This window comes from Halomicrobium sp. HArcht1-1 (assembly GCF_058933285.1).
In genome coordinates, this window is record NZ_JBZYDL010000001.1 from 456,516 (window position 1) to 479,857 (window position 23,342).

At 67.4% G+C, this 23,342-nt stretch carries 23 protein-coding genes; 14 read left to right on the plus strand and 9 right to left on the minus strand.

What is annotated here, in order from left to right; translation table 11 throughout:
* Window positions 1-47: 47 nt before the first annotated feature.
* From AC5FRZ_RS02460 to AC5FRZ_RS02475, 4 genes are all read left to right on the plus strand, one after another.
* The gene (locus AC5FRZ_RS02460; RefSeq protein ID WP_493563763.1) at window positions 48-1,112 is read left to right on the plus strand and encodes an aldo/keto reductase; all 1,065 of its coding nucleotides are present in this window, start codon (window positions 48-50) and stop codon (window positions 1,110-1,112) included.
* Window positions 1,113-1,199: 87 nt separating this feature from the next.
* Window positions 1,200-2,120, plus strand: coding sequence for a ribonuclease Z (rnz, locus tag AC5FRZ_RS02465; RefSeq protein ID WP_493563764.1), 921 nt, complete (start codon window positions 1,200-1,202; stop codon window positions 2,118-2,120).
* 45 nt (window positions 2,121-2,165) lie between these two features.
* Window positions 2,166-3,101: an NAD(P)H-binding protein gene (locus AC5FRZ_RS02470; protein WP_493563765.1), complete on the plus strand. Its 936-nt coding sequence runs from the start codon at window positions 2,166-2,168 to the stop codon at window positions 3,099-3,101.
* Window positions 3,098-3,814 carry a DUF7530 family protein gene (locus AC5FRZ_RS02475; protein WP_493563766.1) on the plus strand — a complete coding sequence of 239 codons (717 nt, stop codon included), beginning with the start codon at window positions 3,098-3,100 and terminating at the stop codon, window positions 3,812-3,814. The genes AC5FRZ_RS02470 and AC5FRZ_RS02475 overlap by 4 nt, the downstream gene beginning before the upstream one ends.
* Here AC5FRZ_RS02475 and AC5FRZ_RS02480 read toward each other — a convergent pair whose 3' ends face one another.
* Window positions 3,815-3,988, minus strand: coding sequence for a DUF5786 family protein (locus tag AC5FRZ_RS02480; RefSeq protein WP_015762043.1), 174 nt, complete (start codon window positions 3,986-3,988; stop codon window positions 3,815-3,817). It abuts the gene before it with no gap.
* Window positions 3,989-4,105: 117 nt separating this feature from the next.
* Here AC5FRZ_RS02480 and AC5FRZ_RS02485 point away from each other — a divergent pair, with 117 nt between their 5' ends.
* Window positions 4,106-5,098 carry a DUF5784 family protein gene (locus AC5FRZ_RS02485; RefSeq protein WP_372479790.1) on the plus strand — a complete coding sequence of 331 codons (993 nt, stop codon included), beginning with the start codon at window positions 4,106-4,108 and terminating at the stop codon, window positions 5,096-5,098.
* Between the two features lie 5 nt (window positions 5,099-5,103).
* Here AC5FRZ_RS02485 and AC5FRZ_RS02490 read toward each other — a convergent pair whose 3' ends face one another.
* On the minus strand, window positions 5,104-6,831 hold the full coding sequence (locus AC5FRZ_RS02490; protein ID WP_493563767.1) for an excinuclease ABC subunit C: 1,728 nt from the start codon (window positions 6,829-6,831) through the stop codon (window positions 5,104-5,106).
* Between the two features lie 81 nt (window positions 6,832-6,912).
* Here AC5FRZ_RS02490 and AC5FRZ_RS02495 point away from each other — a divergent pair, with 81 nt between their 5' ends.
* A complete protein-coding gene (locus AC5FRZ_RS02495) occupies window positions 6,913-8,343 on the plus strand; it encodes an APC family permease (protein WP_493563768.1) in 1,431 nt (476 codons plus the stop codon).
* Window position 8,344: 1 nt separating this feature from the next.
* A complete protein-coding gene (locus AC5FRZ_RS02500; protein WP_493563769.1) occupies window positions 8,345-9,070 on the plus strand; it encodes a universal stress protein in 726 nt (241 codons plus the stop codon).
* A 7-nt stretch (window positions 9,071-9,077) separates the two neighbouring features.
* Here AC5FRZ_RS02500 and AC5FRZ_RS02505 read toward each other — a convergent pair whose 3' ends face one another.
* Window positions 9,078-9,659 (minus strand): hypothetical protein, encoded by a 582-nt coding sequence (locus AC5FRZ_RS02505; RefSeq protein WP_493563770.1) that lies wholly within the window; start codon window positions 9,657-9,659, stop codon window positions 9,078-9,080.
* Window positions 9,660-9,957: 298 nt separating this feature from the next.
* Between AC5FRZ_RS02505 and AC5FRZ_RS02510 the strand changes: the two genes are divergently transcribed.
* The 5 genes from AC5FRZ_RS02510 to AC5FRZ_RS02530 all read left to right on the plus strand — a co-directional run bounded on the left by AC5FRZ_RS02510 (window position 9,958) and on the right by AC5FRZ_RS02530 (window position 13,143).
* The gene (locus AC5FRZ_RS02510) at window positions 9,958-10,302 is read left to right on the plus strand and encodes a hypothetical protein (protein ID WP_170093278.1); all 345 of its coding nucleotides are present in this window, start codon (window positions 9,958-9,960) and stop codon (window positions 10,300-10,302) included.
* Window positions 10,303-10,314: 12 nt separating this feature from the next.
* Window positions 10,315-10,977, plus strand: a complete 663-nt coding sequence (locus AC5FRZ_RS02515; RefSeq protein ID WP_493563771.1) for a hypothetical protein — start codon at window positions 10,315-10,317, stop codon at window positions 10,975-10,977.
* Between the two features lie 48 nt (window positions 10,978-11,025).
* Window positions 11,026-11,289 (plus strand): DUF7967 family protein, encoded by a 264-nt coding sequence (locus AC5FRZ_RS02520; RefSeq protein ID WP_493563772.1) that lies wholly within the window; start codon window positions 11,026-11,028, stop codon window positions 11,287-11,289.
* A 94-nt stretch (window positions 11,290-11,383) separates the two neighbouring features.
* Window positions 11,384-12,313: an ABC transporter ATP-binding protein gene (locus tag AC5FRZ_RS02525; protein WP_153552128.1), complete on the plus strand. Its 930-nt coding sequence runs from the start codon at window positions 11,384-11,386 to the stop codon at window positions 12,311-12,313.
* Entirely contained in the window at window positions 12,310-13,143 is an 834-nt protein-coding gene (locus tag AC5FRZ_RS02530) for an ABC transporter permease (RefSeq protein WP_153552127.1), read from the plus strand. Before AC5FRZ_RS02525 ends, AC5FRZ_RS02530 begins: the two co-directional genes overlap by 4 nt.
* A 19-nt stretch (window positions 13,144-13,162) precedes the next feature.
* Here the strand turns inward: AC5FRZ_RS02530 and ligA are convergent, their stop codons facing one another.
* The 5 genes from ligA to AC5FRZ_RS02555 all read right to left on the minus strand — a co-directional run bounded on the left by ligA (window position 13,163) and on the right by AC5FRZ_RS02555 (window position 20,422).
* A complete protein-coding gene (gene ligA / locus AC5FRZ_RS02535) occupies window positions 13,163-15,265 on the minus strand; it encodes an NAD-dependent DNA ligase LigA (protein ID WP_493563773.1) in 2,103 nt (700 codons plus the stop codon).
* Window positions 15,266-15,403: 138 nt separating this feature from the next.
* On the minus strand, window positions 15,404-16,552 hold the full coding sequence (locus AC5FRZ_RS02540) for a hypothetical protein (protein ID WP_372479782.1): 1,149 nt from the start codon (window positions 16,550-16,552) through the stop codon (window positions 15,404-15,406).
* Window positions 16,553-16,907: 355 nt separating this feature from the next.
* Window positions 16,908-17,612, minus strand: coding sequence for a rhodopsin (locus AC5FRZ_RS02545; RefSeq protein ID WP_493563774.1), 705 nt, complete (start codon window positions 17,610-17,612; stop codon window positions 16,908-16,910).
* On the minus strand, window positions 17,605-19,194 hold the full coding sequence (locus AC5FRZ_RS02550; protein ID WP_493563775.1) for a methyl-accepting chemotaxis protein: 1,590 nt from the start codon (window positions 19,192-19,194) through the stop codon (window positions 17,605-17,607). Before AC5FRZ_RS02550 ends, AC5FRZ_RS02545 begins: the two co-directional genes overlap by 8 nt.
* Window positions 19,195-19,309: 115 nt before the next feature.
* A complete protein-coding gene (locus AC5FRZ_RS02555) occupies window positions 19,310-20,422 on the minus strand; it encodes a pyridoxal-phosphate-dependent aminotransferase family protein (RefSeq protein WP_493563776.1) in 1,113 nt (370 codons plus the stop codon).
* A 301-nt stretch (window positions 20,423-20,723) separates the two neighbouring features.
* Here AC5FRZ_RS02555 and AC5FRZ_RS02560 point away from each other — a divergent pair, with 301 nt between their 5' ends.
* Window positions 20,724-21,806: a DUF4397 domain-containing protein gene (locus tag AC5FRZ_RS02560; protein WP_493563777.1), complete on the plus strand. Its 1,083-nt coding sequence runs from the start codon at window positions 20,724-20,726 to the stop codon at window positions 21,804-21,806.
* A gap of 19 nt (window positions 21,807-21,825) precedes the next feature.
* On the opposite strand, the gene AC5FRZ_RS02565 is transcribed toward AC5FRZ_RS02560, so the two are convergent.
* Window positions 21,826-22,233: a hypothetical protein gene (locus AC5FRZ_RS02565; RefSeq protein ID WP_493563778.1), complete on the minus strand. Its 408-nt coding sequence runs from the start codon at window positions 22,231-22,233 to the stop codon at window positions 21,826-21,828.
* Between the two features lie 96 nt (window positions 22,234-22,329).
* On the opposite strand from AC5FRZ_RS02565, the gene AC5FRZ_RS02570 reads away from it, so the two are divergent.
* Window positions 22,330-23,286 carry an AAA family ATPase gene (locus AC5FRZ_RS02570; RefSeq protein WP_153552120.1) on the plus strand — a complete coding sequence of 319 codons (957 nt, stop codon included), beginning with the start codon at window positions 22,330-22,332 and terminating at the stop codon, window positions 23,284-23,286.
* Window positions 23,287-23,342: the final 56 nt, after the last annotated feature.

Sequence of the window (23,342 nt, forward strand, 5' to 3'; positions counted from 1 at the left end):
GTGCCGGGACCAAGAGGGCTAAGTACGCGCATCCGTAACGTCGGAACATGAACGAGCGGGAACTCGGAACGTCGGGCGTCGAAGTTTCGGAGATCGGTTTCGGGGCCTGGGTCGTCGGCACCGACTGGTGGGGCGACCGCAGCCGCGACCAGGCCATCGAGATGGTCCAGCACGCCATCGACCAGGGCGTCACTTACTTCGACACCGGCGACGTGTACGGCCACGGGGCGAGTGAGGAACTGATCGGCGAGGCGCTGTCCCAGCACCGCGAGGACGTGACGGTCTCGACGAAGGTCGGCTACGACTTCTACAACAACCCACAGGCCGGCCACGGCGAACTCCCCAAACGGATCGACGGCGAGTGGATCCGCGAGGCACTGGACAACTCTCTGGAGCGACTCGACATGGACTACGTCGACGTGCTCATGTTGCACAACGCCAACGCCGACGAGGTCGACGCGGACGTGCTGGCGACGCTCGACGAACTCCGAGAGGAGGGCAAAGTCGAGGCGATCGGCTGGGCGCTGGGCCCCTCGATCGGCTGGCTGGCCGACGGCGACGCCGCCGTGCACGAGGAGTTCGACGCCCTCCAGACGGTCTTCAACATGTTCGAGCAGGTGCCGGGCCAGCACTTCCTCGACACCATCCGGGAACTGGACGCCGACACCTCCGTCATCGCCCGCGTGCCCCACTCCTCGGGACTGCTCAACGAGCAGGTCACGCCCGACACCGAACTCGGCGAGGGCGACCACCGCTCTCACCGCCCGACCGAGTGGTACGAGACCGGCTGGGAGAAGGTCGACAGCGTCCGGTTCCTCGAAGCGCCGGACCACGCCGACGGCCAGCGAACGATGGCCCAGGCCGCCCTCCAGTGGCTGCTGTACCACGACGAAGTCGCGAGCGTCACGCCGACGTTCCGGACCGCCGCCGACATCGACGAGTGGGCTGGCGCGCCGGCCACCCCGGCGCTGTCCGACGCGGAGTACGAGCGCGTCCAGGACCTGTACGCCGACAACTTCGGCATCGACCGCGACGACGGGATGGACCAGCTTCGCTCCTCCGTCGGCGGCGAGGACTTGGACGAGACGGGAACGGCTCCGGCCGACGACTGATCGGCGGCACTTCTCCCCCGCGATTCGGACCCACGGGACGTTTCGAAATTCGACACGCGTTTATCCACGCTCACCCAGAACCAGAGCATGCGCGTGACGTTTCTCGGGACGAGCGGAGCGGTGCCGACGACGGAGCGCAACCCCAGCGCGCTCTTCGTCAACAGAGACGGCGACAGGCTCCTGTTCGACTGCGGCGAGGGGACCCAGCGCCAGATGATGCGCTTCGGGACCGGCTTCGCCGTCGACCACGTCTTCGTCACGCACACCCACGGCGACCACGTGCTGGGGATCCCCGGCCTCCTCCAGACGTTCGACTTCAACGACCGCGAGGAGCCCCTGGCGATCCACGCACCGTCCGGAACGCGAGGCACCATCGAAGACCTCGTCTCGGTCACCGGCGACACGCCCTCGTTCCCGGTCCGGATCACGCAGGTCTCGGCGGGCGACACCGTGCTCGACGGCGACGGCTACGACGTGCGGGCGATCCGCACCCAGCACCGCTGTCAGTCGGTCGGCTACGCCGTCGTCGAAGCGGACCGCAAGGGCCGGTTCGACCGCGAGAAAGCCGAGGAGCAACTCGGGATCGAGCCCGGCCCGAAGTACTCGAAGCTCCACCGCGGCGAGCCGGTCGAACACGAGGGCCGGACCGTCCAGCCCGAGGAGGTCGTCGGTCCGGACCGACCCGGCCGGACGCTGGTCTACACCGGTGACACTCGCCCCACCGACGCCGTCGTCGAAGCCAGCGAGGACGCCGACCTGCTGGTCCACGACGCCACCTTCGCCGACGACTGGGCGGAGCGAGCGCGCACGACGGCACACGCGACCGGCCGCGAGGCCGGCGAGGTCGCACAGGAGGCCGGCGCGAAGCGACTCGCGCTCACCCACATCTCGACGCGCTACGGCGGCAACCCCCGGCCGATCCTCGACGACGCCCGCGAGGCCTTCGACGGCGAGGTCTTCGTCCCCGACGACGGCCGCCGGATCGACGTGCCCTTCCCCGACGAGTGAGGGGGTGGGCCCAACAGTTACGGTAGCCTGGCACACAGTAGAACCATGCACGTTCTGGTCACCGGTGCGACCGGCTTCGTCGGCGGGAACCTCGTGCCCGCGTTGCTGGAGCGGGGCCACGAGGTCAGGGCACTCGTTCGTGATCCGACGGGGTACGACGGCCCCGACGGGGTCGAGGTCGCCGTCGGCGACCTGCTGGAACCGGGCAGTTTCGACGACGCGCTCGACGGGATCGACGCCGCGTACTACCTCGTCCACTCGATGCGGGCCGGCGAAGACTTCGAGGAGCGCGACCGGACCGCGGCGCGGAACTTCGCCGACGCGGCCAGCGAGGCGGGCGTCGACCGCGTCGTCTACCTCGGCGGCCTCGGCGAGGAGACGACGAAGCTGTCCTCACACCTCGAATCGCGACGGGAGGTCGAACGGCTGTTGCGAGACGGCGACTACGACCTGACGACGCTGCGGGCGGCGATCATCATCGGCGACGGCTCGGCGAGCTTCGAGATGGTGCGCCAGATGGACCGCCGGCTGCCGGTGATGACGACGCCACAGTGGGTCGAGACGCCCAGTCACCCCATCGCCATCGACGACGTGATCGCTTACCTCGTCGGGGTACTGGACGTGCTCGAGACCGCGGGCGAGACATACGACATTGGCGGGCCGGAGGTGCTTTCCTACGCGGAGATCCTCAAGCGGACCGGCAAGGTGATGGGCACCGGCGAGCCCTACATCATCCCGATTCCCGTCCTCTCGCCGCGGCTGTCCTCGTACTGGATCGGCTTCGTCACCGACGTGCCCACCAGCGTCGCACGGCCGCTGATCGAAGGGTTGAAAAATCCCGTCGTCGCCAACGACGAGCCGATCCGCGAACTGCTGCCCGTCGAGCTGACGCCGTTCGAGACCGCGGTCGAGCGGGCACTGGGCCAGCGCGAGGCCCGCCTGGCCGTCGAGCAGCTCCCGGCGGAGGTCCGGTCCCGGTGAGCGAGGACCCGCGACCGCTCCGGTACGGAGAGACGTGGGTCTACGAGAGCATCGTCGGGGCGCTACCGGGGATCAGCCTGCCAGCGTGGGCCGCCGTCGCCATCCAGTTGCTCGTCTTCGAACTCGGCGTGCTCGTCCTGGCGGCGTACTACGACCTCTGGGCGGCCGCGGTCGCCGGCACGGCCGCGGTCGTCGTCGCCGCGATCGGCAGCGTCGAGATGCTGCGGATCGGGACGCTGGTCCGCCGGATCGACGTTCCCGGCGACTACCGCGACCTCCTCTTTAGCTCGAACGTCGAGGTCGTCCTCTCGGTGCTCGCCTACATCGCGCTGGTGACCCACCTGTTCGTCTTCGATCCCCAGCAGGGCGGGGAGACGCTGGTCGGGCGACTGTTCGGCCCCGACCAGCCGATACTGGTCGTCTACCTGATGTTGCTGGTGCTGTGGGACGTGTGTTACCGGATCGGCACCGGCTGGTGGGCCGCGATCACGTCGCTGTGGCGGTCGGCACGCTACCGGTTCGACCCGGAGACCGCCACCGTGTTGCGCCGGGCGGACCTGGAGATCCTCGGGTTCGGACTGCTCCAGCTCGTGTTGGTCCCGTTCGTCCTGGAGTTTCGGGTGCTGCTCGCGGCCGTCGTGGCACACGTCGTCGCGGTGACGGTCGTGATGTCACTGTCGGTGTTTCTGCTCGGCCGACAGACGACGGCGTAGCTACGAGGACTTGATCTGCTCGAACTGATCGAGCAGTTCTTCGGTCGAATCGCTGGAGTCGTACTCGACTTCGCCGTGGTACGCTGTCCGGTCGTCGTCTTCGCTCAGATCGACGTCGCTGTTCTTGCGCTCGCGGCGTTCGTGTTCGTCTTCGTCATATGCGCCCATCGACATTGCTTACCACACTCAAAGTAACATGGTAGTAGTTATCAATGTAACGGTCGTATGAAATACGACTGACAGTTGCGCCCATGCAGAACCCTCAAACGGGCTGGGCGTGTACGGTGATCCGTGGCAGGCCCGATTCGATTCCGACACTCGTCCGAACGCTGGAACGCGGGACGAGTACACGACGCCCTCTACCAGCCCCTCGACGCGAAGTTCGGCGCGACCACGGCCGATCCGTGGTACCGCCCGCCCGACGGCTACGAAGCGCGCCGCATCGCGATGGACAACGGCGACCTCGCGCTGTTCTGTTGGTCCGACGCCGACGCCTACTGGCTGGGCAACACCGAGACGCCGAAGACGCTGTGGCGGACGAACAAGTGTACTTTCGAGGAAGCACCACACGGGGTCGCCCGCTGGGGGAAGCGCGAACTGCTCGCCCAGCTCGAACAGGAGGACCCGTGGCTGGCCGAATACGACCACCTGGCGTGGTTCTTCCTGCCGGTCTTCTTCTCGAAGGACGGCCGGGAGTCGACGCGAGCGTTCTTCCGGGACCACGCCGGTGGGTTCCCCGACGCCGACCGCGAGGCGGCGCTGTCTTTCTACGAGGAGCTGCTCTCGACGGGGTTGCTCGACGACCACCGCTACACGATGGCGAGCAAGCTCGGGACCAGCGATGGCGTCGACCTGACCAGAATGCAGGCGACGATGGGCGAGTTCAACGCCGCCAAACTGCTCGCCGACGCGGGCCACGACTTCGAGCCCGAGGTCGAACTGGGGTCGGGCCACGCGCTGGACTTCCAGGTCGACGACATCCTCGTCGAGGTGACCCGTCCCCAGCCGACGAACCGCCGCAAGATCGACTCGCCGATCCACGCGGTCAAGGCCAGCGGCGACGCCAAGACCCGCGACCAGATCGCGATCCACGGCAACGCCGCGCTGTTCGTCGACTGCTCGTCGTTCCCCGACGACGACTGGCGACGCATTCTCGGGGAACGCCCGGACGTGGGCCACGAACCCGCCGTCGTCTTCCGGATGCGTCCGGACGGCACGACCGAGGGGTACGCGAAGGGGACCTTGCACCTGGACGTGGCCGGCGAACTCGAACAGCCGGCCTAGCGGCGTCAGGACAGTCGCGACTGGAGCGTCGCCGCGGTCGCTTCGCCGACGCCCTCGACGGCCAGCAGTTCCGCCGTCGAAGCGGTTCTGACGTTGTCGACGCTCCCGAAACGCCTGAGCAGTCGCTTGCGCGTCTCGGGACCGACGCCGGGAACGTCGTCGAGCGCCGTCGCGACCTCGTCGCGGACCGTCTGGTGGTACTGGACGGCAAAGCGGTGGGCCTCGTCGCGCACTCGCTGACAGAGGTGGAGCGTCGGGTCGTCGTCGTCCCAGTCGTGGGTGCCGGTGGGAGTCACGACCAGCTCCTCGTCCTTGGCGAGTGCGACGGCCGGCACGTCCCAGCCGGTCTCGGCCAGCGCGTCCCGCGCCGCGCCGAGCTGGCCGTCGCCGCCGTCGATCAGGAGGAGGTCGGGATCGGAGCGGTCGTCCCGACCCTCGATCGCTCGCTCGGCCCGCCAGCGAACCAGCTCCCGCATGTTGGCGTAGTCGTCGTTGCGCTCCGTGAGCTTCTTGCGGCGGTAGTCGCGCTTGGCGGCGTCGCCGTCGACGAAGGTGACGTTCGACCCGACGACGGCCCGCCCCTGTGCGTGGCTCACGTCGAACCCCTCGATACGGTCGGCGGCGTCGATCGAGAGCGCGTCGGCCAGCGCGGCGGTGTCGTCGCGTGCCGGGCCGCCACGGCGGGCGTTCTTCAGCGCGAGGTCGACCAGCGTCGCCTCGCGTCCCGCACCGGGGACGCGCACGTCGACGCCCTCGCCAGCGAGCCACTCGACGACGTCCTCGCTGGGGCGCTCCGAACACAGCACCGCCTCCGGAAACTCGCGTTCGGCGTAGTACTGGGTGATAAACGCCGAGAGGACCTCGCCGACGCCGTCGCCGTCGGGCGCGTCGAGCCCGTGGCGCTCGCGATCGACCAGCTGGCCGTCGGCGGCGTGCAGGCGGGCGACGGTCGCGCGTTCGCCCTCGCGGACGGCTCCCAGCACGTCGACGGCCCGTTCGTCGCGGGTCGTCTGGACCGCGTCGTCGGCGTCGCCGTGGAACGCCTCGACGGCTTCGAGCTTGTCTCGACAGTTGGCCGCGCGCTCGAACTCCTGGGCCTCCGACGCGGCGGCCATCTCCCGGCGGAGCGGATCGGCCAGCACGCCGGTCTCGCCGCCGAAAAACCGCTCGACGCTCGCCACGTCTTCGGCGTAGTCGGCGGGACCGATCTCGCCGGTACAGGGCGCGGTACAGAGCCCCATCTCGTAGTCCAGACACGGCCGGTCGCGGCCCTCGTACTTGTGGTCGGAACACCCCCGCAGGCCGTAGGTCTCCCGCAGGGCCTTGACGACGGTCTCGACCCGGCCTTTGTCGGTGAACGGGCCGTAGACGGTCGCGCCCTCGTCGGGGTCGCGGGTAACCTCGATCCGGGGCACCGGGTGGTCGGTGAGCTGGACGAGCGGATACGACTTGTCGTCTTTGAGCCGGACGTTGTACGGCGGCTGGTGGCGCTTTATCAGGTTCGCCTCCAGCAAGAGCGCCTGCGTCTCCGTGTCGGTGACGCTGAACTCGATCGACTCGGCGCGCTCGACCATCTGTGCGATCCGTGCGGATCGCGGGTCGGCGTAGGAGCGGACCCGATCGCGCAGGTCGACGGCCTTGCCGACGTACAGCACGCGGTCGGCGACGAAGTGGTAGACGCCGGGCTCTCGGGGCAGGGTGTCGGCGGCCTCGCGGACCCCTGTCGCGTCCATCGCGCTGCTGTTGGCACTGAGCGGCTTTGAACGTCACGCACCGGGACCAGCTTTATCAGCCATCTGAGAGACAGTTCACGCATGGGCGAGTCTGGTCCCGGAGACGAGGCGAGCGGTGTGAACGTCGACGGGGAGTCACCGACGGCACCACCGGAGCGAGTGACCGACGAGACGACGGTCCACGACGACACCGAACTGGAGCGGACGATCGGGCTGGTCGGCGGACTCGCCATCGGGATCGGGACCATGATCGGGGCGGGGATCTTCGTCTTTCCCGGACTCGCCGCCCAGAACGCCGGGCTGGCGGCCACGCTCTCTTTCGCCATCGGCGGCGTCGTCGCGCTACTGGTGGCGTTGCCGACCTCGGAACTGGCCACGGCGATGCCCCGCAGCGGTGGGGGCTACTACTTCATCTCTCGGGGGCTGGGGACGGCCTACGGTTCGGTCGTCGGGCTGGGGCTGTGGCTCGGGCTGGTGTTTGCCTCGGCGTTTTACCTCGTCGGTCTGGGCCACTACGCGACCGCCGTGCTCGCTGAGGTCGGTGTCGTCCTCTCGGTGAACCCGGTCATCGCCGTCGGGCTGGTGTTCGGCGTCGCGCTGACTGCGCTGAGCATCGGCGGGACCGAGAACACGGCGACGCTGCAAAACGCCGTGGTCGGCATCTTGCTCGTCGTGTTGACCGTCTTTCTCACCTACGGCGTCCTCGACGCGGTCGGCGTCTTCGGCAGGGAGAGCGCCCCGGAGCAGTTCTTCTCACAGGGGATCTTCCCGGCGGTGTTCTCGACGGCCGCCCTCGTGTTTACGTCCTACCTCGGGTTCGCACAGGTCGCGACCGTCGCGGGCGAGATCAAGGACCCGGAGCGAAACCTCCCGCTCGCGATGGTCGGCTCGGTCGTGATCGTCACCGTCTTCTACGTGGTGACGATCTTCGTCGCGACGAGCGCGTTCGGAGCCGAGCAGCTCGGTCGGTTCGGCGAGACGGCGATGGTGGAGGTCGCTCGGGACTTCCTGGGCGTGCCCGGTGCGATCGCGATCCTCTTTGCCGGCCTGCTGGCGACGTTTTCGAGCGCGAACGCTTCGATCCTCAGTGCGTCACGGGCCGTGTACGCACTGAGCCGGGACGCCCTGTTGCCCCGCAAGGCCAGCGAGATCAACCTCCGGTACGGAACGCCCCACGTGGCGCTGCTGGCCGCCGGTGGCCCCATTCTCGTGCTCGTCGCCACCGGGCAGGTAGAGCTACTGGCGGAGGTCGCCTCGTTCCTCCATCTCGTCATGTACGCGTTGCTGTGTGTCGCGTTACTCGTGTTGCGACGGCGAGATCCTCCCTGGTACACGCCCAGCTACACGGTCCCCGGCTACCCGGTCGTGCCGGCACTGGGCGCGCTCGCGAGTGTCGCACTGATCGCGTTCATGCAACCGGCCTCGATCGTGATCGGGGTCGCGATCATGGTCGTCTCGTACGGCTGGTACCGGTACTACGCCGGTGACGTATCCCTCAAAGGAGCTGTCTAACATGACCAGACCACCGATACTCGTCCCGATCCGCGTACTGGAAGGCGAACCGATTCCCGACGGCGTGCCCGAACTGCTGGCGAACGCCCACGTCGTGTTGCTGGGGTATCACGTCGTGCCCGAACAGACCGCCCCCGGTCAGGCCCGGATGCAGTTCGAGGACCGGGCGACCGAGCGCCTCGACGAGTTCGAGTCGCTGTTCGAGAGCGTCGGCGCGACCACCGAGCGACGCCTCGTCTTCACCCACGACGGCCAGCAGACGATCGACCGAACGATCGAGGAACACGACTGTCTGGCCGTCCTCGTCCCGAACTCGACGCAGCCGCCCGACGATATCCTCGTGGCGGTCCGGGGCACGGTCGGCGTCGACCGCCTCGTCCGCGTCGTCGCCGGGCTGTTCGCGGAGAGCGAGGTCGGCGTGACGCTGTATCACGTCGCGGCCGACGGGGAGACCGACGAGGACAGCCAGACGCTTCTGGACGGACTCACCGACCGGCTGGCAGAGCAGGGCGTCGAGCCGTCGCGCCTCGAAACGGCGGTCGACCGCGACGTGTCGCCACTGGATGCGATCGTCGAGACGGCCGCCGAGTTCGACGCCGTCGTCATGGGCGAGTCCGACCCGTCGCTCTCGACGTTCGTCTTCGGGCTACCGACCGACCAGGTCGCCGAGCGATTCCTCGGCCCGGTCCTCGTCGTCCAGCGCAGCCCCGAGACGGACGACCAGTGACGCCCGCTCACGACTCGCCCTGCGGGAGGATCACGGACTCCAGTCGCGCGGCGACCGCGGCGGCGTCGTCCGGCGCTGGCAGCCGCAGGTCCTCCTCGTCGCCGGCCACGGAGACGACGAGTTCGGCTTCGCGCGACCAGGCGTAGACGCCCAGCACGATCGCCCCGAACAGCAGTGCCAGCGCACCGAAAAGCGTCAGCAACTCGTCTAGCTGGGCCATCAGCGAGAGGAACGTCTGGAGCAGTCCCAGCATCCCGCCCATCCCGACCTGTCCCGCGCTGACCCCGATCTCGATGCCCTCGACCATCGAGTCGAGGCTCACCGTCTGGCCCGCGACCAGCAACACGCCACCGGCGACCAGCGCCTTGATCGCCCGCTCCAGAAACGCCCACTCGCCGCTGGTCGCTGCGGCGACGCCGACGACGTTCGGGCGATCCACGTCCCGAAAGTTCGCCCCGTCGCCGCCGGGCGTAAACACCAGTACGCGGTGGGACGTGACCACGACGCCCCCCTCCCCGATCCGGACCCGCTCGATGGACTCTTCCCCGTCGTACAGGAGTTCGTCGGCCCGGTCGAGCCAGCCAGTCATTGTCGGCCGTTTGCGAGCGGCCGGTATGAATCTGCTGGCGGGAGTACCAGAATCGAGAACGGGCGTGGTGATCCATCGACCACTGTCACCGAACCCCACCTGTCCGTACAGGAGACAGGTCACCGTCTCGACTGGGCAGTCTTTAAATAGCTCGCCGCACAGATGCGTCGTATGATCAATCCGGACCGGCCTGTAGCCGACGCCGACAGCGCCGGAGCGTGCGAAACTACCGGATCAGCCGACGTGGGTACGTTCGAAAGCGAAGGACATATCAAACATAGCGCAATAGGTCAGGACAATGCTGAGTAGTGCCGGTGACGACACTCGCCCGTCGAAACGACAGGGGGACGACGGGAACGACGCGGTCGACGACGAGTTCGAGTCACAGTACGAAGCGATGGACGGCGACGAATTCTTCCAGTTTTTGACCGAAGAGACGGCCAAGAGCGCCGGAATCGAGGCCGAGGAACTCGCCGAGATGCCGATCCACGAGTTCGAGGAGCGATCCGACATCGAGATCACGAAACCACACCACCCCAACGGTGCCAGAGAGGGGTACAAGGACACCGACCGGCTTGACGTGGTCGACAAGTCCGAGTACCAGTCGCGTCGAGAGCGAATCAAGCAACGGCTGGGACTCTAGCTCCGTCAGCGCATGGAGGACCGCCAGTCACCACTCGACAGGAGCGATCTCGACGATCTGCGCAACAGCGTCGTCGACGACCCCGAGACTGAAGCGGAGATCCTGACCGAACTCGAACGCCTCCTCGGAGAGCCCTACGAGCGGGCAAAGCGGACACACATCTGGGCCGAAGAGGAGCGCGGCGAGCACAACTGGGTCGCGATGACGAACTTTCGGGACGCACTGGACCACATGAGCAAGATCTTCAACGATCTGGAACAGGACGACATCGACGGGGCCAGAGAGAACCTCGGCGAGATGGAAGCACACATCCAGCGTGCCGCGTTCGACAGCGCACAGTCCGTGCCCGACAAGAAGCTCGACCAGTACTTCAACGAGCGAGTGCCACCGACCCTGTACACGATCACCCGACTGGACGCCCCGAGCAAGGCAGAGAGCGAGCGACGCCTCCAGACCATCCGAGAGCAGATGGTCAAAGGGCGCGAGAAGAAGGCCAAGTCGATGGAAGAGAGCGTGAAAGCGTTCAAAGTCGCCGACGACCACATCTCGAAGCTACTGCAAGAACTCCCCTCGCGCCGCGAGGTGCAGTACCGGCTCATCATCCTCGGCGGCGTCTTCGTGTCGGTCGTCGCGTTGCTGTTGACGATCGCCTCGTTCAACGTCGGCGTCCTGTGAGGCCGCCGGACCCACAGGCCCTAAACCGTCGGCGGCGAAGGGGGAGTAATGACCGAGACCGTGCAGTGCTGGCTGGTCGAACGGGACTACTGGGACAAGAACCTCGTGACGCTGGTGTACGCGACGCCGGACGGCGAGCGAGCACAGACGAGCCAGCGGTCGACGACGATGTTGCGCCAGCAGCCACCGACCGCGGCCACGGAGGTCCCGGTCGAGGACCTAGAGCCCGTCGCGGACGACGACGAACGCGAGCGGTACGCTCGCGAGGTCGAGCGGGTTCGTGAGCAGTTCGCTCCCGACGACGAGATCTAGGGTCCCCGAGCGGCGCGACGAGTGCAGACGCCTGCCGGGACGCGACGAGTCAGTTCCACGAAGATTTTACGTCACCGGGGTAAATTCGGCGCGTATGGCTGCAATAGAACTGGACGGAGTAACGAAGCGGTTCGACGGCGTGACCGCGCTACAGGAGGTGGATCTCACCGTCGAAGAGGGTGAGATCTTCGGCTTCCTCGGCCCCAACGGCGCTGGGAAGTCGACGAGCATCAACATCCTGCTGGACTTCGTCCGGCCCACGGAGGGTCGTGCGGAGGTACTGGGATACGACTCCTACGAGGACTCCACGCGGATCCGCGAACGGACCGGCGTCCTGCCGGAGGGGTACGACGTGTACGACCGCCTGACCGGGCTCCAGCACCTGGAGTTCGCGATCGAGTCGAAAGACGCCGACGACGACCCGCACGCACTTCTGGATCGGGTCGGCCTCAGCGAGGAAGATGCAAAGCGCAAGGCGGGGGGGTACTCCAAGGGGATGTCCCAGCGGCTCGTGCTGGCGATGGCGCTGGTCGGCGAGCCCGACCTGTTGATCCTCGACGAGCCCTCCTCTGGACTCGACCCCAACGGCGCGCGGATGATGCAGGAGATCGTCCGCGAGGAGAACGAACGCGGCGCGACCGTCTTCTTCTCCTCGCACATCCTCGGGCAGGTCGAGGCCGTCTGTGACACCGTCGGGATCCTCAGAGAGGGCGAACTGGTCGCCAAAGACACCATCGAGGGGCTGCGCGAGGCCTACGACACCGGCCTCACGCTGACGGTCACCGTCGGCGGGACCGCGAGCCAGATCGACGACGGTGTGGCTGCCGTCCGGGCACTGGACGCCGTCTCCGACGTGCGTGCCGACAGCGACGCCATCACGGTCACCTGCGAGGGCGACCAGAAGATGGCGGTCCTGAACGCGCTGGAAGACGCCGAGGTCAGCGTCGAGGACTTCGAGACCGAGGAGGCGTCGCTCGACGACGTGTTCAGCTCCTACACCGAGCGCCAGGAGGCCGAAGCATGAGCTGGCAGGCCGTCGCGCGCAAGGACTTCCAGGACGCCTCCCGATCCTATCTCTTGTGGGGGCTGACGATCGGGTTCATCGCGCTGGTCTCGCTGGCTGCCGCGGTGCTCGGGTGGGTCCAGCGGGATCCCACCTCCACGGACATCCTGGGGCTCCTCCACATGCTGTTCCAGTACATCGTCCCGCTGATCGCGATCGCGATCTCGTTCGGGGCGATCGTCAACGAACGCGACTCCGGGTCGCTGAAGATTCTGTTGTCGCTGCCTCACTCCCGGACGGACGTGATCCTGGGGAAGGCGCTGGGCCGGACAGCCGCGTTCGTCGTCCCGCTCGTGCTGGGGATGCTCGTGCCAGCGGTGGCGCTGCTGGTCGTCGGCGTCGAGTTCGAGGCCGCGAAGTACTTCGGCTACCTCCTACTGGCGACGCTGTTCGGCGTCGCGTTCGTCTCCGTCGCGACGGGGATGTCCGCGACCTTCGAGTCTCGCTTCCGCATACTGCTCTCGGTCTTTGGCTTCTACTTCCTGTTCAACATCCTCTGGCGGGCGATCAACACTGCGTCGTTCGTCATCGTCCTCAGACTTAGCGGCCAGTGGCCCAGCTGGATGCCCCTGACAGTCCAGGAGACCCTGCGTGTGTTCCAGTTGCTCAGCCCGACCGGCGACTTCCAGATCCTCCGACAGGCACTGATGAACGACGTGCTGTTCGCCTCCGAGGTCGGCGAGGGGCTCCCGGACTTCCGGCTCCAGCTGGGCGCGATGGCGATGTTGCTCGTCTGGATCACGCTGCCGATCCTGATCGGTATCCTCCGGTTCGAAGACGCCGACCTGTAGCCCTCTCGGGACTGCGCTCTCAGTTCTCGATGCCGCGATCGGCGAGCAGGTCCGCGAACGCCTCTTCGTCGATCGTCTCGACGCCTTCCGCCGCGGCGTCGTCACGCTTTGACTGGCCGGGGTTGTCGCCGACGACGAGATAGTCGGTGTTGCCCGAGACGCTGCTGGTCGCAGCGCCGCCGTGGGTCTCGACCAGTTCCTGTGCCTCGCTGCGGGTGTAGCCGTCGAGCGAGCCCGTGAACACGAACGTCAGCCCGTCGAGCGCGTCGCCGGTCTCCGTGTCGGCCGGCTGGGGGTCGACGTGGTCGAGCAGGTCGTCGAGTACCGCCTCGTTGCGCTCGCCACCGAAGAACTCGCAGATGCTCTCTGCGACGATCGGCCCCACGTCGTCGACGGCCTCGAACGCGTCCGTGTCGCCGGCCTCGCCGGCCTCGCGGATCGCCTCGAAGCTCCCGAACTCGCGGGCGAGGTTCCGGGCCGTGACCGTCCCCACCTCGTGGATGCCGAGCGCGACGAGGAAGTTCGCCAGCGGCGGCTCGCGGGTCGCGTCGACCTCCGCGACGAGGTTCTCGGCGCTGCGCTGGCCCCACCCTTCGAGGGCGGCCAGTTCGTCGACGGTCAGATCGTAGAGGTCGGCCGGGCTCTCGACGAGCCCCGCGTCCAGGAGCGTCGCGACGGCCTTCTCGCCCACCCCCTCGATGTCCAGCGCGTCGCGGCTGGCGTAGTGTTCGATCGCGCGTTCGCGCTGGGCGGGACAAGCCAGGCCGCCGGTACAGAAGGCCATCGGCCCGTCGCGCTCGACTGGACTCTCACAGACCGGACAGCGCTCGGGGAAGGCAAACGTCGCTTCGCCGCTCGACTCGACGACTTCGACCACGTCCGGGATCACGTCGCCGGCTCGCTTGATCCGGACCGTGTCACCGGCGTCGACGCCGAGCGACTCGATCTGTGCGGGGTTGTGCAGCGACGCCCGCGAGACCGTGACGCCGCCGACCTCGACGGGATCGAGGAGCGCGACGGGCGTCAGCCGGCCGGTCCGACCCACTTGGACGGCAACGTCACGCAGCGTCGTCCGTTCCTTGCGCGCCGGGAACTTGTAGGCGAAGGCCCAGCGGGGGGCGCGACTCGTCGACCCCAGCAGGTCACAGGCGGCGCGGTCGTCGACCTTGATGACGACGCCGTCGATCTCGTAGTCCAGATCGTCCCTCGCGTCGAGTTGTCGGTCCCGGTAGTCGATGGCGGCGTCGATATCGTCGACCACGGCGGTCCGGTCACACACTCGCAGCCCCCACTCGGGAAACCGTTCGTGGAGCGCGCCGTGGGAGTCGAAACCGACCGACGCGTCGAGCACGCCGAAGAAGAAGATCGAGAGCGGTCGCTCGGCCGTGATCGACGGGTCGAGCTGGCGCAGCGTCCCCGCCGCGGCGTTGCGGGGGTTGGCGAAGGGGTCCTCGCCGCGTTCGATGCGCTCGCTGTTGTACTCGGTGAAGGCGTCGCGCGGCATGTACACCTCGCCTCGCACGGCGAGATAGTCGGGGTAGTCACCGCGCAGGCGCTGGGGGACGCTGGCGATCGTGCGGACGTTCTCGGTCACGTCCTCGCCGACCTCGCCGTCGCCGCGGGTGGCGGCCCGCTGGTACCGGCCGTCCTCGTAGACGATCTCGACGGAGAGCCCGTCGAACTTCGGCTCACAGAAGTAGTCGATCTCGTCCTCGTAGCCGGCGTCTGCCAGTCGATCCCGGACCCGGCGGTCGAACTCGCGGACCTCGTCGGCCTCGCCGCCCTGGTCGATCGATCCCATCGGCGCGACGTGTTCGACGGACTGGAGTTCGTCCAGCGGCTCGCCCCCGACGCGCTGGGTGGGGCTGTCCGCGCGGTCGAGATCGAAGGCGTCTTCGAGGGCTTCGAGCCGCGAAAAGAGGGCGTCGTAGGCCCGATCCCCGATCACCGGATCGGCCAGCACGTAGTAGCGGTAGTCGTGGTACCGGATCGCCTCGCGGAGCGCCGCGGCCTGCTCGCGGGCCGCGTCGTCGGTCAGGCCGTCGATGGGATCGAACTCGGTCGGCGGGTCCTCGACGTAGCGGTTGTCCGGTGGTGGTGTCGGCTCCGTCTCCGAACTCATACGGTGTGGGTGTGGCCGTCGGGGGTTAAAAGGAGCCATCCCGAACAGCGGCGGTGAGGGCGGGCGGCGGGCGACGGGTCAGCGGGGCGTGTGGGCAAGCGATGGACGCGTTACACCGTCGACGGCAGTAGGACGGCCTTACCGGGGGCATCCCACGTCCGGGTCGGGCTCGTCGCTACCGTAGTGGTTGGCCTCGTACTCGACGTTCGCCCAGTCGCTCGTGTGGACCTGCGTGATCGCGCTGCCGTCCCAGTCGGCGGGGGTCGACTTCGGCTCGTCGGGGTTGTAGAACCAGTTGTGATGAATCGCGGCCACGTCGTCGGGCGTGCCCCGGATCGCGACCGCTTCCGGTTCCCCGCCGTCCTGGACGTGAGAGACGGCCTCGACGGTGTTGTGGTGGATCTCCATGGTCGTCCCGCCGGGCTCGTGCTGGTCGATGACGTGATCGACCGTCTCCGGTCCGAAGTGGTTGTACCGGGCGGTGTAGCCGCAGTTGCCGCTGCCGGCGACGCTGTGGCGGTTGTAGTTGAAGTAGTTGTACTCGATCAGGGGCTCGCCCCGGGTGACGCTGACGCCGTAGCCCAGGCCGTCCATCGGGTTGTGGTGGACGTCGTTGTGGTGGACGTGGGTGTCGTCGAAGGGCCGGATGGCGGCGTGAGAGAAGCCGAAGACTTCGTTGTTGTCGATCTCGACGCCGCTCTCGGCGACCTGTAGCCCGATACTGACCGGTCCGTCGGTAAGGTCGACGTACTCGTCGTACTGGCCGCTGACGCGCAGGCCGGTCACGCGAGCGTTCGCGCGGACGACGAACATCGGCCACGGGAGATCGGTCGTCTGGAGGTGGCCGCCGGGAGCGCCGTCGATCCCGCGGTCCGAGGCCAGCGTGACGCCCTCGGGGATCGACCACTCCGCACCGCCCATGTCGATGGTCGCGTCCCCAGCGACGTACACCACGTCCCCACTGGACGCGTTGCCCAGCGCGTCCTGGAGTTCGCTCCGCGTACCGACGGTAACGTCTGCCTGATCCGGTTCGACGGTGTTCTCGTATCCGGTGCCGCCGCCGACGACCGGAGCCTCGTCCGTGTCGCTCTCGCCAGCCGGTTCCGACGCGCGGCCGGTCACGTCGTCGTCGGCCGCCGCGGCCGACTCGGCATCGCGTGCGCTGGCAGCGCCGACGCCAGCGCCACTCATGAGCATCAGTCCGGTCAGTTCCAGACAGCGGCGTCGGCTGACGGGGAGCTCTGTCGTCGGTGCAGTACGGTTCCGGTCGCCGTTAGGTTCCGGCATAGTCGAGTACAGTGATCTTACCGTTAAAGGGGATTTTTACGGGGTGGCAACCGGGTTGTCACACCCACAGCCCAGCGACGGTCGGACGCTCGGCAGTTGCTTGCCAGTTCGGTGCGAACTGGCCGGGACGAGAACGTCTCGCTTACCTCGCCACAGGTTCGGGTTATCGAGAGTAAGCAGTGATTACGGGCCAGAGAGCGGTTCTCGTCGCCACCCCGCTGGCAGTGACAGCGCGGTGCGCGCGAGCGACGGTGTCCCGTCAGTCGACAGTATCATACGGATTATCGTAGATCTTTACCGGATCGACCGCACGACAGTGTGCGGTCGACCGGGCAAACGGCTACAATAATCCGTATCAGTCGGCCGGCGTCGCCCCGGACGCGGTCGAGGGACGCAACGACGCGGCTCCGATCGCGTCGAGGTTCGCCAGCAGGAACCCGGCAAAGCCCACGCGGATGAGGACGGCCATGTACTGCTGGATCACCAGTGCGACGAAGGCGTCGAAGACGCCGAACAGCGAGATGACGGCGTAGACGATCAACATTCCGATGAGGAACAACACCAGATTCCGAGCCTTCCAGTGGAGGAGGCGGCGCTGCTCGGGTACTGCCTGTGCCTGCGTCCAGATCGGTCCCAGGAGGTAGGCGGCGATCGCGAGGTGCCCGCCGACGACGGTCACCAGACCGAGCAGGGCGACGATCCCGCCCGAGACCGCCGCGACCTCGAAGGCGATGCGCTGGACGACCGGCGTGAGCACGATGATCCCGAGTGCGCGACCCTCCACGTCGGCGAGTCGTGCCATCACGGCGTACAGCACCGCGTACGCGATCATCGACTCGACGAGCGACGGGAGGACGATTTCGCTCCCGTTGACCGTGAGCGTCCCGACGCCGGCAGCGACGAGTGCCGACGACACTCCGGCGATCCCGACGACCAGCACGATGGGGGTACAGAACCGACGGTGTTCCGCCGAGACCCGGCGGAGCCACCCCAGCAAGACGACGAGCGCGACTGCGTAGACCACGGCGGTGAGACCGTGGACGGTCGTCGCCTCAATCATCGTCGTCACCCGCCGTTGCGCTCGCGGTCTGCACTGTCCCGGTAGTGTCCGTCTCTCTGGTCTCGAACGAGTCCAGCAGTGCCATCAGGTCGGCCGTCTGGTCGCTCAGCTCGTCGGCGCGCTTTCGAACGCCACGCATCGTCGACGCCGTCTGCTCGGCCGTGTCGGCCAGCTCGTTCGAGCGAGTCGCCACCTGCTGGGCGGAGTCGGCGACCTGGTCGAGCGCCGCCGAGACCTCCTCTGTGGCGGCCGCGCCGTCGTCGGTCGCACGGGCGATCTCCGCCATCGCGTCGTCCACGTCGTCGACGGTCTCGGTCAGCGTGCCCAGCGTCTCTCCGGCTTCGGTCACCGTCTCGACGCCGTCGTCGATCCGGCGGCGCGTCAGCGCCATCTCCTCGGTCACGTCGTCCACGTCGTCGCGGGCACCGTCGACGATCGACTCGATCTCGTCGATGGCGTCCTGAGTCTGCTCGGCCAGCCCCTTCACCTCGTCGGCGACGACGGCGAACCCGTCGCCACCGCTCCCGGCGTGGGAGGCCTCGATGTTGGCGTTGAGCGCGAGCATGTCGGTCTGCTGGGCGATCTCGTCGATGAGTCCCGTCGTCTCCGCGACCTCGTCCATCCGGTCGTCGAGGGCGGTGACGAGCCGGTCGAGTTCGTCGACGGCGTCGGCGACGTGTTCGATCGTCTCGACCGCCTCCTCGGTGCGCTCTGCGCCGACCTCACCGACCTCGGCGGCTTCGGTCGCCCGTCCTGCGACCTCGTCGGTCGTCGAAGCGACTTCCTCGATCGTCGCCGAGAGGTCGTTCGTCTCGGCGACCGCGCTCTGGAGGCGTTCGGCCTGTCCGGACACGTCACTGGCGAGTTCACGGATGTCGGTCGCCAGCGACTCGTTGAGGCGCTCGACCTCGGCGGCGTCCTCGGCGACGGCCCCGCTGGTCTCTTCGACCGTCGTCGCGAAGGCCCGAATCTCGCCGACGGTCTCGGAGAGGTCGACGGTCATCTCCTCGTAGGCGTCGGCGATCCGCTCGATCGCGTCGACCTCGCTGTCGGCCGTCAGCCGCGTGGTGAAGTCGCCGTCGGCGGCGGCCGCCATCGCGTCCCCGATCGTCTCGGCCTGGTCGACCAGCTGGTCGTTGAACTCTTCGGCCTCGGCGCGGGCCGTTTCGGCCTCCGACTTTGCCTGTTCGGCCTCTTTGCGAGCGGCCTCCGACTCGTCGAAGGCCGACGTGAGCGAGTCGCGCATGCTGTCGAACGCGTCGGCGAGCCGCCCGAACTCGTCGGCCCGATCGACCTCGGGGGTGGCGTCGAGGTCGCCGTCCTCGATCGCGGCGGCCGCGTCGGTGAGCTGTCTGAGCTCGACCGCGACGTTGCCGGCCAACACGATGCCGAGCAAGCCGAGGTTGAGCGTGAGGACGAAGATCGTCCCCGCGAGTCCGGCGAGGCCGGCCTCCGGCGAGGTGGCGACGTGGCCAGCGAAGACCGCGCCGAAGCCGACTGTCACTCCCAACGTGATCGCCAGCGCCGTGCCGATACGGCGGCTGTACTGCGAGGCGAGCCACGTGACTGTCCGTGATTGCATCTTACTGGAAACAAACTCGATACGACTCTTGAAGCTGTGGCTCCAGATTCCACAATTGATAACGTAGCGAGATTGCCTCGCTCACAGAGACGCCCGACAGCGTGCGACGGGAGCGTTACAGGTCAGCGACGTCCTCGATGGCGTCGGTCAGCGTCTGGATCGACTCGACGTCGTGTTCGCCCATGTGGCCGATCCGGAACGTCTCCTCGCCCAGCGCGGAGCCGTAGCCGTTCGAGAACACCATGTCGTACTTCTCGGAGACTTCCTCGATGGTGGCGGCCACGTCGATGCCCTGCGTGTTCTCGATACACGAGACCGTCTGGGACTCGTACCTCTCCTCGGGGAACATGTCGAAGTGATCGCGCGCCCACTCGCGGGTGTACTCGGCCATCTCGCGGTGGCGCTGGTCGCGGCCCTGGTGGCCCTCGTCGAGCATGTGTTTCATCTGCTTGCGGTAGGCCAGCATGATCGGGATGGCGGGCGTCGAGTGGGTCTGTCCCTTCCGGTCGTAGTAGTCCAGACAGCGCTGGAAGCCGCCGTACCACGAGGCGGACTCTTTCTCGATCTCGCGGTCGTAGGCGTCGTCGCTGACGACACAGACGGTCAGTCCCGGCGGCATGGCGAAGGCCTTCTGGGTGGAGGCGAAGATCACGTCGACGTTGTGCCGGTCGATGTCGACGTAGTCACCGCCGAGCGAGGAGACGGCGTCGACGACGAAGTAGGTGTCCGGGTACTCGGCGACCACGTCGCCGATCTCCTCGATCGGGTTGCGGACGCCGGTCGAACTCTCGTTCATCACCGTCGCGACCACGTCGTAGTGCTTGTCGCTGGCCTCCAGTTCCGCGCGGATGTCCTCGGGCTTGATCGCCTGTCCCCACTCGTATTCGAGTCGGTCCACGTCCTTGCCGAGACGCTCGGCGACGTTGGCGTGGCGCTCGCTGAAGCTGCCACAGGTCGGCACGAGGATGTTCTCGTCGACGAGGTTCAGCGTCGACGCCTCCCAGAACTCCGTCCCCGAGCCCGTGAGGATGATCACGTCGTTGTCGGTGCCGAGGAACGTCTTCGTGTCCTCGACGATGGTCGTGTAGAGGTCGGTCATCCGGTCCATCCGGTGGCCGAACATCGGCTGGGCCATCGCCTGGATCACGTCGTCGCGGACCTCGGTCGGGCCGGGAATGTACAGCGTCTTGTCGGGATAGTCGTCCGTGTATTCGCTTTTTTTCGTCACTGAAGCCACCTCTAAGTGTTGTGAACGCTCGTCGCCGAGCGGTATGGTAGTTGTGATACCGTCCGCACGACTCCGGGGTAACCTCGCCTTATCTCCGCTGGCGTCGTCGCCCCGTCGATACGGTTCGCTTTCCGGGTCCCGCGGAGGGATCGTGCCGGCAAACAAGCGGTCGTTATCGAGCGAGCGCGGAACAAACGACCGGCTTACTCCAGAGCGCCGTGGCGGGCACGGGACAGCGGCGCTGGCGGGCGAGCGCTTGCTCTCGCATAACAAAGGGGGAGAGGGTGGATGACTCCACTGCATGCCAGACAACACACGCAGTACCGCACTCGTATTGGTCCTCTCGGTCGCGCTCGTGGCGAGCGCGGCCTTCGTTGGGGTCGGCTTCGGCCAGCAGGCCGAGGACGACGCCGACGACACAGAGTTGAGCACACAGAACACGTCGTACCTGCGCATCGCCCACGCCGCGCCCGGTGCAGCGTCGGTCGACGTCTCCGTCGACAACGAGACCGTCGCCGAGGGCGTCGCGTTCGACACGTTCAGCGACTACATCGCCCTGGAGTCGGGCAACCACACGATAACGGTCTCCGTCGTCGACACGCCCGACGAGGTCGTGTTCAACGAGACCGTCGACCTCGAACCGCGGTCGGTGACGACCGTGACCGCGGCGATCGCCGCAAACGACAGCGAGGGTGGGGTCGTCCCCGTGGCCTACGACGATAGCGCCGCGACCCCGGCAGACGACGAGGCTGCACTCCGGATCGCTCACCTCTCGCCGAACGCGCCGGCAGTCGATATCGTCGCCGTCGAGAGCGGCGACGACAACGCCACCGAGGAGACGGCGACCGAGACGGAGGCAAACGAGACCGCAACTGAGGAGGAAGAAGCGACTGACGAAGCAGCGACCGGCGAGACGGTCCTCGCGGAGAACGTCTCGTACACCGAGGCGACCGAGTACGCGAACGTCCCGGCCGGTGACTACACCGTCGAGGTCAGAGTCGCGGCCGAGGACAACGACGGATCGGTCGTCGCCAGTACGGACCTCTCCCTGGAGAGCGGCGTCGCCCACACCGCGTGGGCGCTCGGGAACGTCCCCGAAGACGGCGAGGAGATGCCACCGACCTTCCGCGTCGTAACGACCCAGGACGCAAGCAGGATGATCGACTTCCCGGGCGCGGAAAACGAGACTGAAGGGACGGACACCGAAACGGAATCCGAGGAAGAAGAGACGACTGAGGAAGAGACCACCGAGGAAGAGACGACCGAGGAAGAAGAGACAACCGAGGAAGAAACGACTGAGGAAGAAGAGACAACCGAGGACGAAACCACGGACGAAGAGACGACCACCGACGAGGAAGCGACGGAGACCGAAGCCGCGACGTAGGGCTTCAGCGCGTCTTTTTTTACGATCCGTCGACCGCCGGCCCCCGTTTGCCGACCCAGTAGCCGAATGCGGCGACCGGTGCGGCGACGAGGACGGCCCCCAGTTCGAGGCGCGCGAACACGCGAAGCTGGTCGGCGAGCGAGGGTGTGTACTCGAACGAGACCCCGACGACCGGGAGACAGAGGACCAGCACCGCCGTCGAGTAACACCCGAGACGGGTCGCCTCGTAGACGCTGCCGCGAGTGAGGAGCAGGGCCCCGGAGCCGACGAGAACGACGAACGGGAACACCAGTCCCCAGGCGCTACCGACGACGGCCATCCCAATCGGGAAGGCGAGGAGTCCGTTGACGAGCGCGACGAGTGCGCCGACGACGACGGTCGGCGTGTCGAGTTCGGTGTCGGACGAAATGAGAGCGACGTCGGCCATCACGTCACCTGTCGAACCCATCCCACTTCATACGGATGGTCGTCTGGTAGTGGCGGTTCGACCAGACTTATGCCGCCGCTGGCCGAGCACTCGCGTATGGATCACGAGACCGCCGGCCGGGCCTGCGCCGAGATTCTCGACGCCGTCGGGAGCGCGGTGATCGCCGAGGACGCCTTCCTGGAGGGCGTGTTGACCGGCATCCTCGCACGGGGCCACGTCCTGTTGGAGGACGTGCCCGGCACCGGCAAGACGCTGACCGCCCGGAGCTTCGCGAACGCGCTCGACCTCTCGTTCAACCGCATCCAGTTCACGCCGGACCTATTGCCGGCCGACATCACCGGGTCCAACGTCTACAACGAGGGGACGGGGAGCTTCGAGTTCGCGCCGGGGCCGATCTTCGCCAACGTCGTGCTGGCCGACGAGATCAACCGCGCCCCGCCCAAGACACAGGCCGCGCTGCTGGAGGCGATGGGCGAGGGCCAGGTCACCGTCGACGGCGAGACCCACGCGCTGCCCGAGCCGTTCTTCGTCATCGCGACGCAGAACCCCGTCGAGCAGGAGGGGACCTTCGGGCTACCCGAGGCCCAGCGAGACCGATTCGTCGTCAAGACCGCGATGGGCTACCCCGACTTCGACGGCGAGCGAGCGCTGATCGACCGGCGGGCCGACCGCACCGCACAGGCACCGAGCGTCACCGCCATCGTCGACGCCGAGCGGATCCCCGACCTCCAGCGCGTCGCCGAGACCGTCACCGTCGACGGGAAACTCAGGGACTACGTGGTGGAACTCGGGCGGGCGACCCGCGCCGACGAGCGCGTCGACGTGGGCGTCTCCCCGCGCGGAATCCAGCGACTGTTCGAGGCCGCGCGCGCTCGCGCCGTCATCGAAGGGCGGGACTACGTCGTCCCCGAGGACGTACAGCGAGTCGTCCGCGACGTGTTCGCTCACCGACTGGTGCTGACCGCCGACGCGAGCGTCCGCGAGGTGGATCCCGACGAGGTCGTTCGAGACGTACTCGACCGGATCGAGGTGCCGGCCGTCTCGCCGACCTGAGACGGATTGTCGCCGGTCTGTACCGGATCGACCGCACGACAGCGCGCGGTCGACCG